This window comes from Streptococcus sp. 2018162, from assembly GCF_019754175.1.
Classification (GTDB): Bacteria; Bacillota; Bacilli; order Lactobacillales; family Streptococcaceae; genus Streptococcus; species Streptococcus hashimotonensis.
Window position 1 is genome coordinate 50461 of sequence record NZ_JAIJZP010000007.1, and the last position, 15985, is coordinate 66445.

Consider the following 15985-nt stretch of genomic DNA (forward strand, 5'->3'; position numbering starts at 1 on the left):
GGACTTTACCCTAATACAGATCTGTTTCAATATCTTGACTGGATAAATTGGTTAATAATTCATTGGTAATCAGTTTTTGTAGCCGTTGTTTGAGTTCTCGAGCGGCCCTTCCGTCTGCGATATATCCCGACAAAAGCTTGTCTAGTTCTACTGCAAAAACTTGTTTTTCATCTGCCAAACTACGATATTTTGCAAAATGAGTCATGTTTAGCACATCATCAAAATCTAAAATGGGGTGAACCTGAACCAAAGGGAAATCCGTTTCCAACCCATCGCTGGTTGTAATCAAGAAATCAACCTCTAGTAAGTCTTCGACACTCTTGAATTGTTCAGTGGTAAAGACGGCGCCAATCTTCTTATCTGGCAAGTGATGCTGGCATTGTTTATAAAGTAAGCGTTGGACTGACACCCCTTCATCACAGATTAAATAGACAATCTGTGTCTGTGCCTTGCGCGTCCCACTACGTCGAATAGCACCTCCTAGATGAATCGTCAAATAGGCAATATCTCCATCGGATAAATCAATCTGCCACTCCTCCTCCAAAATCTTTCCAGAAACCCGTGTCATAGCAAACAGGGTGCCGTATTTATCTTGGATTTGTTGGACCATTGGATTTTTAGATAGGATGCCGTAGGTTTTTCTGAACAACAGAGCCTTGCAATGTGCCAAGAGATGTTTGGCTAATTCATCTGGATTTTCCAATTCAAATGGTGAATGTATCTCAAAATGATGAATAAATCGCTCTACCACACGCTTCAAGTCAATGAAATCTTGGCTGAATACATGAACATCGCTATCCTTTCGATAGGATAGAAGTAGAATGGCAATCAGGGAGATTTCTATTTCATCCAATTTCAAATCAAAGGTTTGCAACAAGGCATCTTTCAATTCCTGAGCAACTCGGTACTCTATACGCTCTCGAACTTGTTCAAATTCTTTGAGAATGGCTCGTTCTTCCAAGTCATCCAGCTCCATATTGCGATAGCTAAGGAGCAAAAAAGGCAATACTTTGAGCATAAACTCGATCTCGTAACGATTGATTTTCTTGCCTAGTTTCTTTTCTAACTGCGATACTTGTCCCTGTAAAAATTGTGCCATTTCTTCTGAGAAGAGCAACTGACACCCTACCAACTCAAACAACTTATCTTCTAGAACCTGCAAAAAACCTTTATTGGCGTCCAAGAAGATGGTATAGAGAAGCGAGTGGACATATTGGATTTTATTTAAAGGGTGACAAACCAGACTATAGCCCTGACTCTTAGATACATAGAGGGTCATCTTGTATTGTTCTTGAGCCAACTGGGTTCGAATTTCATTCAAATCATTTAAGACCGTATTACGAGAGACTTCTGTCAACTCCATCAGCCGTTCAATGGTCACTCTTTCTGGTGTGATACAGATATATACCAACATCAGCTGAATGCGCTCAGGCATGCTCATGACGTAGGTGTACGAATCAATGGAATCGAGAAGATCTCGACAGGCTAGTTTTTGCGCTTCGGTAAGTCGAATACCGATGCGAGGTAAGCTTTCAATACTCTCTACAGTTGTTGGTAAGGCATCATTGATTTTTTCTAGATGGTAATAGATTTTTCGACGTGATTGTTGCAAGCCCTTGGAAATAGCCATGATTGTCTCAGGTTCCTGCAGACCAATCAGGTACCTCAGTAGAGCGCAACTACTCTTATCTAATAACAAGATTCTCCTCCTCTTTCCCCCGTCCCATTACTATCTTAACATAATTACCTTAGATATTCTAATAATTATTAAAATTCATCCGATTATTACTTGTTTTATTTTGCATAAATATTTGTAGTTAGAATTAATAGATGCTTTTAATAATTTCTACTCGGGTAATCAGTTCTCCGTGCATGTTATCTATCCGAAGGGCAACATTTTTCAAATATACACAGGCACCAATAGCAATGGTTTTCTCCTCTTCATTGAGTTTTCGTGTCACAAAATCTCTCAAAGTCTCGCTACCTTCACTTGGAATTTTTACTCGTGCGATGATATTAGCCACTTTTACTTTCTGGCTGGCACGCATGATAATATTATTGGAATCATCAAACTGAGTGAAGAGGTATTTTCGCACTGCAAATAGGATGGCAACCGAAATAATTCCAATCAAGTAATCACTACTAGAACCATGCTCTACAATCAGTTGGCGAGCAATGGCAACCAGGAGCACCTCAATCACGGTGCTAGGTGACTGTTTGCAAAGCATTTTGATAAATTCGACTCCAACCGCCAAGGTCATTGCACGACTCAGAAAATTTTGAATAAACGTATCCGCTTGAATATCACCAGCTAATGAGCTGAGCAGGTCTGCAAAGAGAAGCGTTGATAAGGCTAAAAGGGCTAAGCCAAGTATGGCAGATAAAATCAATTCTAAATAGTAGGCTGTCTCTGTCAGACTATCCTGTAAAAATTTCCTCATCTTTCTCCTCATCAAAAGGGAAAAAGCAGTTCTCCCTTTTGGGGAGTCTGCTACTTTTCCCTACTGTTTTTTTCACACAAGAATTTAATGTTCGTCACCCTTTTGTCCATAGTAGGCATTAGGACCATGTTTACGGAGGTAATGCTTGTCCATGATATAGCTTGGTGCTGGCTCCACCCGTGGATTAATCTGCTCTGTGTAGCGGTTCATCCGAGCCACTTCCTCAAGGACAACGCTATGGTAAACTGCCTGAGCAGGATCCTTGCCCCAGGTAAATGGTCCATGGTTACGGACAACAATTCCTGGAACGGCAACTGGGTCAATGCCTCGACGCTCGAATTCCTCGATGATAACTGCTCCTGTTTCTTTTTCATAGGCCGAGTTTACTTCCTCAGCCGTCAAGGAACGGGCACATGGTACCGGACCGTAGAAATAGTCCGCATGAGTTGTCCCATAAAATGGAATGTCACGACCTGCCTGAGCCCAACCCACTGCTTCTGTCGAATGCGTATGAACGACAGCATGGACATTTGGCCAAGCCTTGTAGAGGGCAACGTGGGTCGCCAAATCAGACGACGGATTGAGGTCTCCTTCCACCACATTTCCGTCCAAATCGGTCACCACCATGTTTTCTGGGGACAATTTTTCATAGTCCACACCAGAGGGCTTGATGACGATGCGACCAAGTTCACGGCAGACTTCTGATACGTTGCCCCAGGTAAATTTGACGAGCCCATGAGCAGGTAGGGCGATGTTGGCTTCATAAACCCGTTGACGCATTTCCTGTAAATCTTTTCGCATTAGTTCAACCCCGCTTTCTCAATCAATGGATAGAGGAAATCTTGTGCCTCCTTGATAGCAGCTCGTGTTTCCTCAACCGTTTCGCAGTTTTCTGACCACATCTCAATCAAGAATGGACCTTGGTAGTTGGTCTTTTTCAAGACTGCAAACATATTGTCCCAGTCCACACAGCCCTGACCGAACGGGACATCACGGAATTGACCTTTAGAATTTTCGGTTACCGCATAGGTATCTTTGAGGTGAAGGGCTACGATGGAACGGTGTCCCAGATAAAATTCGCTGTAAATGTCATTGTGCCAAGCAGACACGTTTCCAGTATCTGGATAAACAAAGAGATATGGTGAGTCAATTTCTTTTTCAACAGCTAGGTATTTTTCAATAGAGTTGATAAATGGATCATCCATAATCTCAATAGCCAACATGACCTGAGCTTGTTCAGCCCAGTCGCAGGCCTTACGAAGATTCTTGATAAAACGCTCTCTGGTTTCAGGCGATTTTTCTTCATAGTAGACGTCGTAGCCAGCCAACTGGATGACCCGAACGCCCAAATCCTGAGCCAGTTCGATACACTGTTTCATGGTTTCTAAGGACTTAGCTTCAAGAGCAGGATCATTGGAACCTAGTGGGTAGCGACGGTGACCAGAGAAGCAAATGGTCGGAATACGGATACCTGTTTCATAGATAGCCTTGACCAGCTCCAAACGCTCTTCCTTGGTCCACTCCAAACGAGCCAAACGTGCATCGCTCTCATCCACCGACATTTCCACAAAGTCGAAACCTAATTCTTTGGCAAACTCCAAGCGTTCCTTCCATGTGAAGTGCTTGGGTGTTGCCTTTTCATATATTCCGATTGGTCGTGCCATAGGCTTTACCCCCAGATACGACGGATTTCGTCTTTAAATTCACGCGCCGCAGCTGCTGGATCTGCCGCTTCTGTAATACCGCGACCTGCGATAAAGGTGAAGACATCTACTCCCTCAAAGAGTTTAAGGGTATCAACGTCCAAACCACCTGTCACAGAAACACGGAAGCCCATATCAACCAATTTTTTCACTTTATTGAGGTCTTTTTCGCCCCAAGTTTCGCCAGCAAGGAGGGCATCACGAGATTGGTGGTAAATCGCTTGGGAAATACCTGCGTCCAACCAGAGTTGAGCCTGTTCATAAGTCCAGTCACCATAGAGTTCGATTTGGATTTCACCCTTGTCACCACGCACTTCCTTGATAGCCTTCAAAGCAGCTTCCATAGTTGGAATAGTGGCAGAACAGATACAAGTCATCCAGTCCGCACCACGAACGGCATTGTTTTTGGCAACCGTACCACCCGCATCCGCACACTTGGTATCTGCAACGATAATTTTGTCTGGGAAGAGGCTACGTAGCACTTCTACCAATTCGCTACCAACTTGAAGCAAACAAACGGTACCTGCCTCGATAACATCCACTTCATGACCAACGGAGACAGCTGCTTTAATCGCTCCCTGCAAGTCTGAATGGTCAAGGGCAACTTGTAAATTTGGAATATGTTTCATGTTTTTTCTCCTAACTTTCTAAATCTAAACCTTCTAGGTAAGGACTGTTTTTGGACTCTTCTACCATTGCCAAGACTTCCTCAGGAGTTTGACAAGCAATCAAACGCTCAATCGAATTTTCCAATTCAAAGAGAGCAATAATTTGTGGAATAGCTACAGATGTATGAATCTTTGGATCGGTAGCTGCAAGAGTGAGCAGAACAGACACTTCTTTCCCATCTGAGAAGACGACTGGTTTTGTCAAGGTAATCAAAGCAAAGGAATCCTTCAAGACGCCAACACCTGCTTGGGCGTGAGGCATAGCCATACCAGGCATGAGAACATAGTAGGGACCATATTCTTCGGTAGAGGCAATGATGGCATCATAGTATTCTTCTGTCGCAGCACCACTTTCAATCAGCGGTTCAACAGCCTTGTGAACAGCTTCCTGCCAGGTTTCCGCTGTCAATCCCAAGCGAATGGAATTATTTTCTGTAAATGATTTTTGTAAATTCATAGTTTTTCCCTTCTACACGCTATATGAAAGGGGGAGGGAAACTCCCTACCCCTAACGGCTATTTATAGCACTGCTTGTAATTTTGTTTTGATTTCGTTGTCGTCCATGAGGTTGTCAAGACCAACCAAGTGACCTTTCGTGCGACCTTCCAACTCAGAAATCAAGTGGTTAGAGGCTACGACAATATCATATCCTGCCGCCAAACCTTTTGCTTCACCAACTGAGCAGGAAGCTGATTGAAAATCTGTTACGCCGAGTTGACGAAGGGCATTTTCTACCTTCATCTTGATGACCATAGATGAGCCCATGCCATTTCCGCAGGCTGTTAAAACTTTAACCATAATTTCACTCCTATTTTATTTTTAATACATTATGTTCTGATTTTACAGACCAAGGATACTATTCTGCTTGTGCCTCGCCACGATAGTATGCTTCCTTATCTTTTGCTTTCGCAAATTGAAGTTGCGGAATAGCCAATAAGAAGAGGCAGACAAGGACATAACCAGCAATACCGAGGTACTTAAATGCAAATCCAAATGGTAACCATGGCACTTCGAAGTCAATGTTTCCGTGGTAACCACCGCTCAATTCAAGCAAGCCAACGCAGACTGCACCAAGAGCAACTTGAAGGACACCTGAGATGAAGGAAAGGATAGCTGCGGCTTTCCAACCACCACGTTTGTCAGCGTACACTGCGATAGCTGCGTTATCAAAGAATACAGGTACGAAACCAGTGATGATGAGGATTGGACTCTTGAAGACAATCAAGAGAACGATTGTAATCAACTGACCGATTAAACCGAAAGCAAAACCTGAAAGAACTGCGTTAGATGAACCAAAGCCGTAAGAAGCTGCAACGTCTACCGCTGGGAATGAACCTGGAAGCAATTTGCTTGAGATACCTTGGAAGGCATTTGTCAATTCTGCTACGAACATGCGGACACCTTGCATCAAAATGAAAAGATATACTGAGAAGGTGAAGGCTGTTTGAATCACATACATAAAGAAGGCTTGTTTAGCTGGGTTGTATGGAGCACCTGAAGTGATAACTTCTGGATTTGCCATAATTTCTGGACCCAAGATGAACAAAATCACACCGAAGAACACAAGCATCAAGGTTGCTGAAGCAACAACTGTATCGTGGAAGATGTTGAGGAAGCTAGGTAGCTTCAAGTTGTCCAAGTTTTCTTCTTTTTTACCAAGTTTTGGTGCGATCTTATCGACAAACCAGATAGCGAATTGTTGTTGGTGACCGATGGCAAATCCACCGCCGCCTGTTAATCGTTGCGTTGCTTCAACTGTCATATTTGAGCTGACTGCCCAGTAAATACCACAGATGATACCGATCGCTGCTGTACCGAATTGGTTACGAAGAGCTGGGATGAGGAAGAGTACCATCAATGAGACTGTTGCTGCTTGTTGTACCATGATGTGTCCAGTGATGAACAGAGTACGTACTTTGGTAACCTTACGTAGTGCCACCAAGAGGATGTTGACACCGAAACCAATCAAGAGTGCTGTGGTAGCTGCTGATACGAAATCAGGGAACTCCTCAGCAATTTTCCCATTTGCTGCTGCAAGACCGAAGTAAGGGTCAATAACTGCCGCATCAATTTGGAACTTATAGTTCAAAGCCGCCAAAATCGGACGGAAGGTTGTTACCAAACCACCGGCTGCTACGTTCAAAATCATGTAGCCGACTGTCGCTTTGATAAACCCTGCAAAAACATCATGAGGCTTTTTCTTAAGAAGGGCATAGCCCACCAATACTAAAAGACCTACGAAGAAGGCTGGATTCTGCAGGATATTCTGTGAGAACCAGTTTAATGGGGTTTGAAGGAAATCCATTTTTCATTCTCCTTTTTTGAAATGATTTTTATGGTTTTATTATAAGTTATGTAAGCGGAAACAAAAAGACCAAATAAAGCACAGGCTTGTGTTCACTATTGGACTATTTCCGAACTTTAATAGCTGATTTAATCAGAATTCCTCCCTATAGTTCACCAGCCCATTTATTCTAATAATCAATAAATAGACGTTATTTTATCTAAAAAATTAGAAGAACTTCAAAAAAACATAAAAGAAGAGGTTGGTTTAAAACCAACCTCTTCTAGAGGGAAGTGATACTCTCAATCCTTGTATTTATAAGAGATTTACAAGGTTTTGAGTAGTGCTCCTCTGGAGAGCCAAATATTATTATTCTTCCGATTTTTTCTTTCTTCCTTGCGCAGCAACTGTCAATCCAAGTCCAGCAAGTCCGAGACCTAGAAGTGCCAAATCGCTTTGTCGGTCACCCGTAATCGGCAGACTCACCTTGCTTGCAGCACTTGTCGCTTGTCCAGATGCTTGAGCAGTAGTAGAAAGACTCGGTTTTTCAGCCTCTTTCTTAGCCTCCATACTGCCTTTCACAACAATACGTGTTTCGCTATCAACAACTGTTTCTGATAACAAATTAGTAGCAACTACCTTACCATCAATCAAGACATCCTGATAAACCAGAACTTTCTTACCAGTTTTGCCTTCTTGAAGGACATGAGATTGATCGGTAGAGAGACTTGCATCATAGCGAACTTCCTCTGCAATCGGAAGGACAGATTCTTCTGTACGTTCTTTCGTAGTAAAGTCTAGGGTTGGTTTTTCTTCAGCAGTAGGTGCTGTATCTGGAACTTCTGTGATGATATAAGGCAAACGAATCACTGTTGCAGTCAAAGGTGCAAGAACAACTGCATCATCTGTCAATGTCACACCTACCAAATCAGTCAGCGCTGCTATTCCAGCCCGCTTGCCATCGACCAGCACTTGACCCTTCAGCAAGTCTTTGTAACTATCTGAAAGAACAAAGCTGCGCTCCTTGCTGTCTGCGTTGACAAAGATAGCATAGCGGTCCCCATTGCTTGCAATGGTTTGATAGGCAATGACCACATCATTTTTGGCAATACCATTTTGACCTGGAATTGAAATCAAGCTAACCTTCTGTTCAACTTCTTCTTTTGTTCCCAAACGGAAGGCATCTGTAGATTTGCGCAAGGCAATCAATCCTTTTGTAAAGGCCTGAGTACGGGTATTCTCTGGATAGAGCGCCTCATCTGTCGCTTTGGTCCAGTCAAACTTGTTGACTGCATCAGATGAATCGTAAGAATCATGAATGTAGTATGGATAGTCAAATGGCGTTCCATCTGCATTGGTCAACAAATGCGCCTTGTTTGGTACCTTGTCCTCTGTAACCGGCTCCTTATAATTAGGATGACGGAACTGTTTGGTCCGTCCATACTCCTGACCAGAATGGATAAACGGTGTCCCTTGAGCAGTCAAGACTAGCAAATTACCCAAGCGTTGACGTTGGTGAATTTCAGTATAGTTTTCAGCGATTGATGGATCCTTCTTGATGGACTGAGCGATAATATCAAAGAGGGTCAAGTTATCATGCGCAGCAATATACTGGATCACATCGCCTGGATCATCTGCCAAGAAGTTGCCTGGTTGTGCCTTGATGTTATTGAAGACAGACTCAACACTCTTAGCACCGCCTGTGATAAAGGCTGGCTGACCTTCGTTTGGATAACCAGATTTAAGTGTATTACGAATGTCATCTGAGAATACCGCAACCGTATCTGTTGAACTCATCCAGTCTTGGTCTGCTGGCTGAACAGGCTGATTGGCATCGCCTGTAAAGGTTCGCCATCCTTCACCAAGCATAATAATGTTTGGATTAAGTTTTTGAGCCTCAGTAAAGGCCAGCTCAATTGCTTCGGCATCATGGTCCCCCATCATATCGAAACGGAAACCATCTACCTTAAACTCGTCCACAATATACTTGATGGAATCAACTAAGACACGACGGCTCATGTAGTGAGTGGTTCCCAGACGACCACCACCAAAGCTTGATTTAGCCGTACCATCTGCCTCCATGAAGTGATAATAGTTTGGCTCTAAATCTTCAAATAAGAAGGTCTTAGAAGTGTGATTATACACCACATCCAAAATCACACCCATGCCTTGTTTGTGAATTTCATTGACCAGGTTTTTGAACTCTTCGATGCGTTTCATTGGATCTGTCGGATCTGTAGAATACATACCTGTAAAGGCAAAGTAGCTCTGTGGATCATAGCCCCAGTTGTAGTTGCTGTTGCTTGATGCGTACTCGCTCATCCGCTCTGCATTTTTCAATTCATTGACAAAATAGTAGCTCATAACTGGGAGCAGTTGAATATGGGTCACACCCAAGTCTTTAAGGTAGCTGAGACGCTCTGCAAAAGCCGCAAAGGTGCCGAACTGAGCTGTCAATTCATCGGAAATAGCAGGATCTGATGTGAAGTCACGAACATGTGCTTCATAGATAATCGCATCTTCACGCTGATTGAAGTTAGGAATTGCGGCATAGTCCAAATCGCTTGGACCAACTTCTGATGGATCCACAATCGCAGCTTTTGCAATACGATAAGATGGATCTGTATCTGCCAAATCACTATTCCACTCAGCTAAAGACTTAGCATATGGATCTAAAACAAGAACAGATTGATCCCCACGAGTGATTTCATAATGGTAGTAGTAACCACGATAGTCCGCGATACCAAGACCTGATTGACTGTTCAATTCGAGGTCCCATTGTCCCTTATCGCCCTTGGTCATGGCTAATTTACCGACCACCTTAGATTGGTCATCCTTATCATAAAGAACAACTGCTACACTGTCAGCACTTGGAGACCAGAGAGTCATATCAACGACACTACCAGCCTGACGCACACGCGCACCAAGCTCCCCATCATAAGCATAGAGCTCATCCTTCAATTGCCAGCTCATAGTCGTTGTGAATCTATCATTGCCATATTTGAGGGTATAGCCCGCATTTTCTTGGTTGAAATCCCCGAGGACTCGCACCTTGTTGCTAGTAAGATCCAAGACAAGGTCCGTCACAGCAACTGTCTGACCATTTTTATCTGTTACAGACAATTTCTCCAAGATGCTATCCTTATCAGCACCTTCCAGCGTTGTAAAGGCTACTTCTAGAGCTGTTAGGCTAACATGAGAAACACCTGTCACACGGACATTGTTGACAAAATAAGGGTTGGTGTAAATAGTCGCATCATCATCCTTGAGGAAGATTTGTGTCTGATTTTTCAAATCTTTAAAGCTATAATCTTTCTGTTGAATCTTCACATCATCTCCTGACTTGCTTTCATCCAATAGCAAGAAGCCAATGGAACTTGGTAAATCTGTCAATTTGACATCAATATAGGCACCGTACTTGCCTTGGTTTTCAAAATCAATACCATTTGGCCAGTCACCCAAGGTAACATCAGTCACATCACCCCAGATCCAGAGACCTTTTTGGTCATAATTGCCATCGGTACGGAAGTAATTGATACGGATATAGCCTTCTTTGAGCGGTTGATAGAGGCTGAGTTGGTAGTTTTCATCAAACCAAGCTTCATTCATCTTGGTGCTAATCCGTTCAATGGTCTTGTCACCTGTGATATTTTCACCAGAAGTGTTATTAATCAACAGACTAATCTTGCTAGCTGTTTCGTCTTTCATCTTGATGTCCAGATAATAGCCATAGTCATCCTGTTTAGCCGTGCTGAAATTGGTTGCACCCGTTGGCCAAGCACCAACATCTGACGATGGTTTTTCCACATCATCCCATGTCCATAAACCTAGGCTAGATAAATTATCAGATGGTAGAGTTTTAAAGTGAACACGGAAGTAGCCTGCTTCAATTGGCTCTTCAGTCGCTCCTTGCACACTTGCATTGACAATGTCACCTGCTTGAGTCTGAAGGAGCATGGTGCCACCTTGACCGATTGTTGGAAGTTCGACTTGAACAACCCATTTACCGTCTTTCTCGATAGCTTGATACGTTTTTCCTGTGTAGGCATCTGTGACCACCACATCTTTACCAGATACTTCAAGCGCCATTTCCTTGCTCTCGGTATTGGTTGAGAAGACAAGATAGGCAGCTTGATCTTGGTAACTGCGTTTGCTGATAAGCCAACCTTGGCTATCATTTCCAGCAAGTGTTGTTGTATCACCACGTGAGAGCAATGTTGAATTGGCATTACGGAAAGCCAGCAATTTCTGATAGTGGTCTGTGATGTCGCTAGTCTCTACCTTGCTCCAATCGAAATCGTACCGGTTGTCATAAACTGGCCAGTTGTTTTGTCCAGATTGACCCAATTCTTCACCGTAGTAGATGACTGGCTGACCTTTAGCAGTAATCAAGAGACTGGCAGCCAATTTCAGTTTATCCAGATTTCCTTCTTTTTCTGCGCCACCGAGACTGTAGAGGAAACCATCTTCGTCATGACTGCCCAAGAATTGACCCAGAGAAGCTGCACTAGTCAGAACCTTGCTACGTTCTTCCAGCTCTTTTCCAGCTGCTTTCAGTTGACCATTGACCAGATATTTGGCAATATCCTTGAAGCCAAAATCCAACAGACTGTCCATCGTACCGATTCCCAAGTCACCCTTGGTATCTTTATAGTTAGCTCCCCAAGTTTCCCCAATCAAGTGGAAGTCAGGGTCTCTATCCACCAATTCATTTTTGAAATGCTGCCAGGTTGTATCATCAACGTGTTTGACTGTATCGACACGGAAAGCATAGATAGAATTGCCCTTGGCAGTTGTTGAGCGTTCCAACCAAGATGCCTGCCAAGCAACCAACTGATTGCGAACAGCTGCTTCTTCTGTCTTGAAGTCAGGTAGTCCTGAAAGCGAACCTAGTTGGTCATCTCCCTGCTTATCTTCTTCCTTAGTCCGTACCATACCTGCAAAGGTTTCTTCTGTACCATAGCCAGCATGGTTAAGCACCACGTCAACAACAATGTTTATACCTTTTTCGGCTGCGGCATCAATTAATTCGTGGAAATCAGCTAAACTTCCCAAATGCGGATTTAGTTTCTCAAAATTAGATGCCCAATAACCATGGTAAGCATAGTACTCTCCATCTTTTACGCTACCGACATTCTGTGGAATATTTTCAACAATCGGAGTCAACCAGATAGAGTCCACACCCAATTCTTTCAAGTAGTCCAGCTTAGCTGTCACTCCTTTAAAGTCCCCGCCTTGGTAAAGACCGCGTGGGTTGGAGGCCATTCCTTCCACCAGCTTGTCATTGCTGGTGTCTCCATTATAGAAACGGTCTGTCATCATGAAGTAGATAACTTGCTCGTCCCAGTCTTTTTCACCATCTTCCTTGATACGCTCTGTAATGGTCACATCCAATTTTGTTTCGTAGTAACCATTGTCCTTGTCATAGACTTTTACAGGAAGACTATAGGTCCCTGGCGCTGTGCTAGACGTCGCTTTAATGGTCACACGATTGAGCTCAGTAGAGATTGGCACAAGACCTCCGCCGATGGCGCTTGTATCGACTTCCATTTTGACAATCTCAGCATTTTCAGGGTTGGTGACAGTTACAGATACCAAGCCGCTCTCATTGTAGTTGAATGGAGCTTTGCTACTAGCCTCAACAGTCACATTTTTTGTACCCGGAGTAGCTTTACTTGTATCTAATTCTACTTTCTCTTCGATAAAATATGGATTTGTGTAAACTTTGTCGTCACCGTTTCGAAGGAAAATTTGGCTATGCCGTTTACGATCTGCAAAGGCTAAATCAATCGATTTATTGCCTGCAAGATCTGGATTATTCTGATTGATTAGCAGAAATCCAAGCTTAGAATCTAAACCGTTCGATAGAGGAATGTCAACATAAGCTCCGTATTTGCCAAGTTTAAAATCAACGGCACCTGTTGGCCAGCCATCACTCGCTTCAGTCGTATCGCCCCAAGTCCAAACGCCCCAACCTTCATAATTGTTGTCTTCACGGGTGTAGTTGATGCGGAGGACATTTTCATCTTTGAGCGGCTCATAGCTAGACACGCTATAGTCACTAGCGATCCAGGCTTCATTCTGTTCCGGAACAAGAAGCTCCACTTTTTGGTCCGATTCTGTTATTTTTTCCCCATTCTTGAGAACCAGATAGCCAATCGTTCCTGGTGTCTCAGATTTTTTAATATCAACGTAATGACCGTAGTCATCTACTTGGTTACTTGAGAAATTCACCGTATCAGTTGGCCATTGATTACCATCGGACGGCTCTGCCACTCCTCCCCAAGTCCAAAGTCCTTGACTTTCTGGTGCTGTTTCATCTACATTTTCAAAGTGCAGACGAATGCTACCCTCTTCGATAGGAGCTTCCTCTGAAGCAGTTGCATCGGCTGTTTCTCTTACCGCTGTCGCTTCAGCTACCATAGAATCTGTAGCTTCTACCGCGCCACCATCCTGTTCCGAAAGAGTCGTTGAACTAGTTGACGCAGGGAGGACGACTTCCTCTGCCTGCACTAGTTGACCTGCCCCACTTAAAAACAGAGCAGCCGCAATCCCAACAGAGGCTACACCTACATTTAGTTTACGAATGCCAAAAATCTGTTTCTTCTCTAGCATCCCTGTTCGTTTCATATTCTGAACGGATTTCTTTTTCATAGACTCCTCCATATAAATAAGTTTGAATTGTACACTACCAGTATATACAATTCTAAGGAGTCTTTGCAAACGTTTTCTTAAATGTTAGCGGTAACAAGTTTTGAACTACTATCTAACAAAAATAGAATAAATAGCTCCTCCTCTTTTGCTCCTAGACGGCCTACTGACCAAAAAAAGAGACTACTGAGGTGTAGTCTCCCTTTCAATTAAGGTTGCCTGGCAGTAATGCCCCTGTCTAGCCAGAGGCTTGCCATCCAATATCGTCATTAAATGTTTGACACTAAGAGCCCCCATTTGTCGAATCGGCTGCTTCATCGTCGTCAAGGCTGGTCTGGACATCCGATCTAAAAAGAAGCCGTCAAAACCAATCACCCCAACGTCATTCGGAATAGACTTTCCTAGAGCCTGTAAACCTCTTGTAACCCCAAGAGCGAGACGATCCGATGCGCAGATAAAGCAGGTGTTTTCTGGTAAATAATCAAGATTTTTCACAAATTCTTCCGCAACACGAGAACGATTTTCCAATCGATAGAGATGAGTTTCTCGGCCCTGCATCGCATCTTTGTAACCTTCTTCTCTCCCTTTTTCAAAGGCTTCGGGCAAGTCAATCCCTACAAAAACAATCCTCTCATAACCTTTTGATAAAGCAAACTGGGTTGCGGACCTAGTAGCCAAACGATTGTCTGAATCTACAAAAGGAAGGCCTTCTTGATTCTCCCCGAATAAAATCAATGGCTTCCGCAGACCTTTCAGCCAAGGGTAGTCATCCTTTCGAGCACCAGTCACAATGTAACCATCACATTGATCAGTAATCTGACTTGGATTGGTCACCAACTGCAAGGTATAATTTCGATGATTGAGCTCATCAGCGATTCCTGCAAGAAGGTCGATATAGTACGGCTCTACCACATCCATCTTTTCGAGAATGACAGCCTGAACAATCAATGTCCGTTGCTGAGCCAAGGCTTTGGCCGCCACATTTGGCTTATAGTTTAATTCTTCCATCGCAGCTGTTACGAGCGTCCGCAGCTCTTGTGTAACTTGTTCTGGATGGTTGATGACACGCGAAACAGTCATCTTTGATACATTGGCTAACCTAGCCACATCGGCTAATGTCGTCATAGAACTCCTCCCTAATTCTATTTCTGTTGCTTATCTTTTAGCAAGCAAACAGTCAAAATTGTGCAAACGTTTTCTTTAGGTTATTATATACTATTTATTACTAAAAAGTAAAGACCTTTCGAATACATTTATCATCATTTAGTTTTCCTTCTATTACTTCCTTAGCCCACCTTGCCTAACTTCATCTATGCCTGCGGCTCATCGCCTCGTGCTAAAAGTACTATATAAAAATATCCATTCCCTCTAAACAAAAAATACTCCAACCGCTAGACCAATCAATGTCTAACAATTGAAGTAGCTTTGTTAAATTCTGTCCATTTTCTGTACGATTATGGAAATGAATAAGATAAATTAATTTGCTTAGCTTACTCAACATCTACCTTTTGAATGCGAGCTAAGAATTGCTTAGTACGTTCTTCTTTTGGCTGGTCAAAAATGTCTTCTGGTCGACCTTCTTCGATAATCCGACCACCATCCATAAATATGACTCGATCAGCTACCGCACGTGCAAAGCCCATTTCGTGCGTCACAACCACCATGGTCATACCTTCTTTTGCCAACTGCATCATGACAGCTAGGACTTCACCAATTAACTCAGGATCCAAGGCCGAGGTTGGTTCATCAAAATAGATGACCTCTGGATTGGTCGCAATGGCTCTGGCAATGCCGACCCGTTGCTGCTGACCTCCTGATAGCTGGCTTGGATAGAAATCATATTTGTCCGACAGACCAACCTTGTCCAAGGCTGCCTTACCGATTCTTTCAGCCTCTTGTTTGGGTACTTTCCGAGCCACAATCAAACCTTCCGTCACATTTTGTAAGGCAGTTTTATTGGCAAAGAGATTATAGTTTTGAAAAACGAAGGCTGTGCGCTTGCGAATGCCTGCAATTTCCTTCTTGGTCATCTGAGCCAAGTCATAGCTGTCCTCACCGAAGACTAAGTGACCCGCGTCAGCTTTTTCCAAAAAGTTTAAAGAACGAAGAAGAGTCGTTTTTCCTGATCCAGATGGACCTAAAATGACGACCACCTCACCTGGATTGACCTCTACATCAATGCCTTTTAATACCTGCTGACCACCGAAGGCCAGCTTTACTCCATTTGCTTGAATCATC

At 43.3% G+C, this 15985-nt stretch carries 11 protein-coding genes; all 11 read right to left on the reverse strand.

Annotation, left to right across the window (positions count from 1 at the left end; all coding sequences use genetic code 11):
• Positions 1–10: 10 nt before the first annotated feature.
• Positions 11–1699 (reverse strand): transcription antiterminator, encoded by a 1689-nt coding sequence (locus K5Q22_RS06840; RefSeq protein ID WP_205014096.1) that lies wholly within the window; start codon positions 1697–1699, stop codon positions 11–13.
• A gap of 124 nt (positions 1700–1823) precedes the next feature.
• A complete protein-coding gene (locus K5Q22_RS06845; protein ID WP_012775380.1) occupies positions 1824–2441 on the reverse strand; it encodes a hypothetical protein in 618 nt (205 codons plus the stop codon).
• 84 nt (positions 2442–2525) lie between these two features.
• Positions 2526–3242 (reverse strand): L-ribulose-5-phosphate 4-epimerase, encoded by a 717-nt coding sequence (locus K5Q22_RS06850; RefSeq protein WP_205014098.1) that lies wholly within the window; start codon positions 3240–3242, stop codon positions 2526–2528.
• Positions 3242–4105, reverse strand: coding sequence for an L-ribulose-5-phosphate 3-epimerase (locus tag K5Q22_RS06855; protein WP_205014102.1), 864 nt, complete (start codon positions 4103–4105; stop codon positions 3242–3244). Before K5Q22_RS06855 ends, K5Q22_RS06850 begins: the two co-directional genes overlap by 1 nt.
• Before the next feature lie 5 nt (positions 4106–4110).
• Positions 4111–4773 (reverse strand): 3-keto-L-gulonate-6-phosphate decarboxylase UlaD, encoded by a 663-nt coding sequence (locus K5Q22_RS06860; RefSeq protein WP_002939878.1) that lies wholly within the window; start codon positions 4771–4773, stop codon positions 4111–4113.
• Positions 4774–4783: 10 nt separating this feature from the next.
• On the reverse strand, positions 4784–5269 hold the full coding sequence (locus K5Q22_RS06865; protein ID WP_012027941.1) for a PTS sugar transporter subunit IIA: 486 nt from the start codon (positions 5267–5269) through the stop codon (positions 4784–4786).
• Positions 5270–5331: 62 nt separating this feature from the next.
• Positions 5332–5610, reverse strand: a complete 279-nt coding sequence (locus K5Q22_RS06870; protein ID WP_009910950.1) for a PTS sugar transporter subunit IIB — start codon at positions 5608–5610, stop codon at positions 5332–5334.
• Positions 5611–5668: 58 nt separating this feature from the next.
• Complete coding sequence (locus K5Q22_RS06875; protein WP_023371749.1) at positions 5669–7117, reverse strand: PTS sugar transporter subunit IIC; 1449 nt, start codon at positions 7115–7117, stop codon at positions 5669–5671.
• A 348-nt stretch (positions 7118–7465) separates the two neighbouring features.
• The gene (locus K5Q22_RS06880) at positions 7466–13750 is read right to left on the reverse strand and encodes a pullulanase (RefSeq protein ID WP_205014104.1); all 6285 of its coding nucleotides are present in this window, start codon (positions 13748–13750) and stop codon (positions 7466–7468) included.
• A 180-nt stretch (positions 13751–13930) separates the two neighbouring features.
• Positions 13931–14872, reverse strand: a complete 942-nt coding sequence (locus K5Q22_RS06885; RefSeq protein WP_002939863.1) for a LacI family DNA-binding transcriptional regulator — start codon at positions 14870–14872, stop codon at positions 13931–13933.
• A 365-nt stretch (positions 14873–15237) separates the two neighbouring features.
• Positions 15238–15984: an amino acid ABC transporter ATP-binding protein gene (locus tag K5Q22_RS06890; protein WP_105138844.1), complete on the reverse strand. Its 747-nt coding sequence runs from the start codon at positions 15982–15984 to the stop codon at positions 15238–15240.
• Position 15985: the final 1 nt, after the last annotated feature.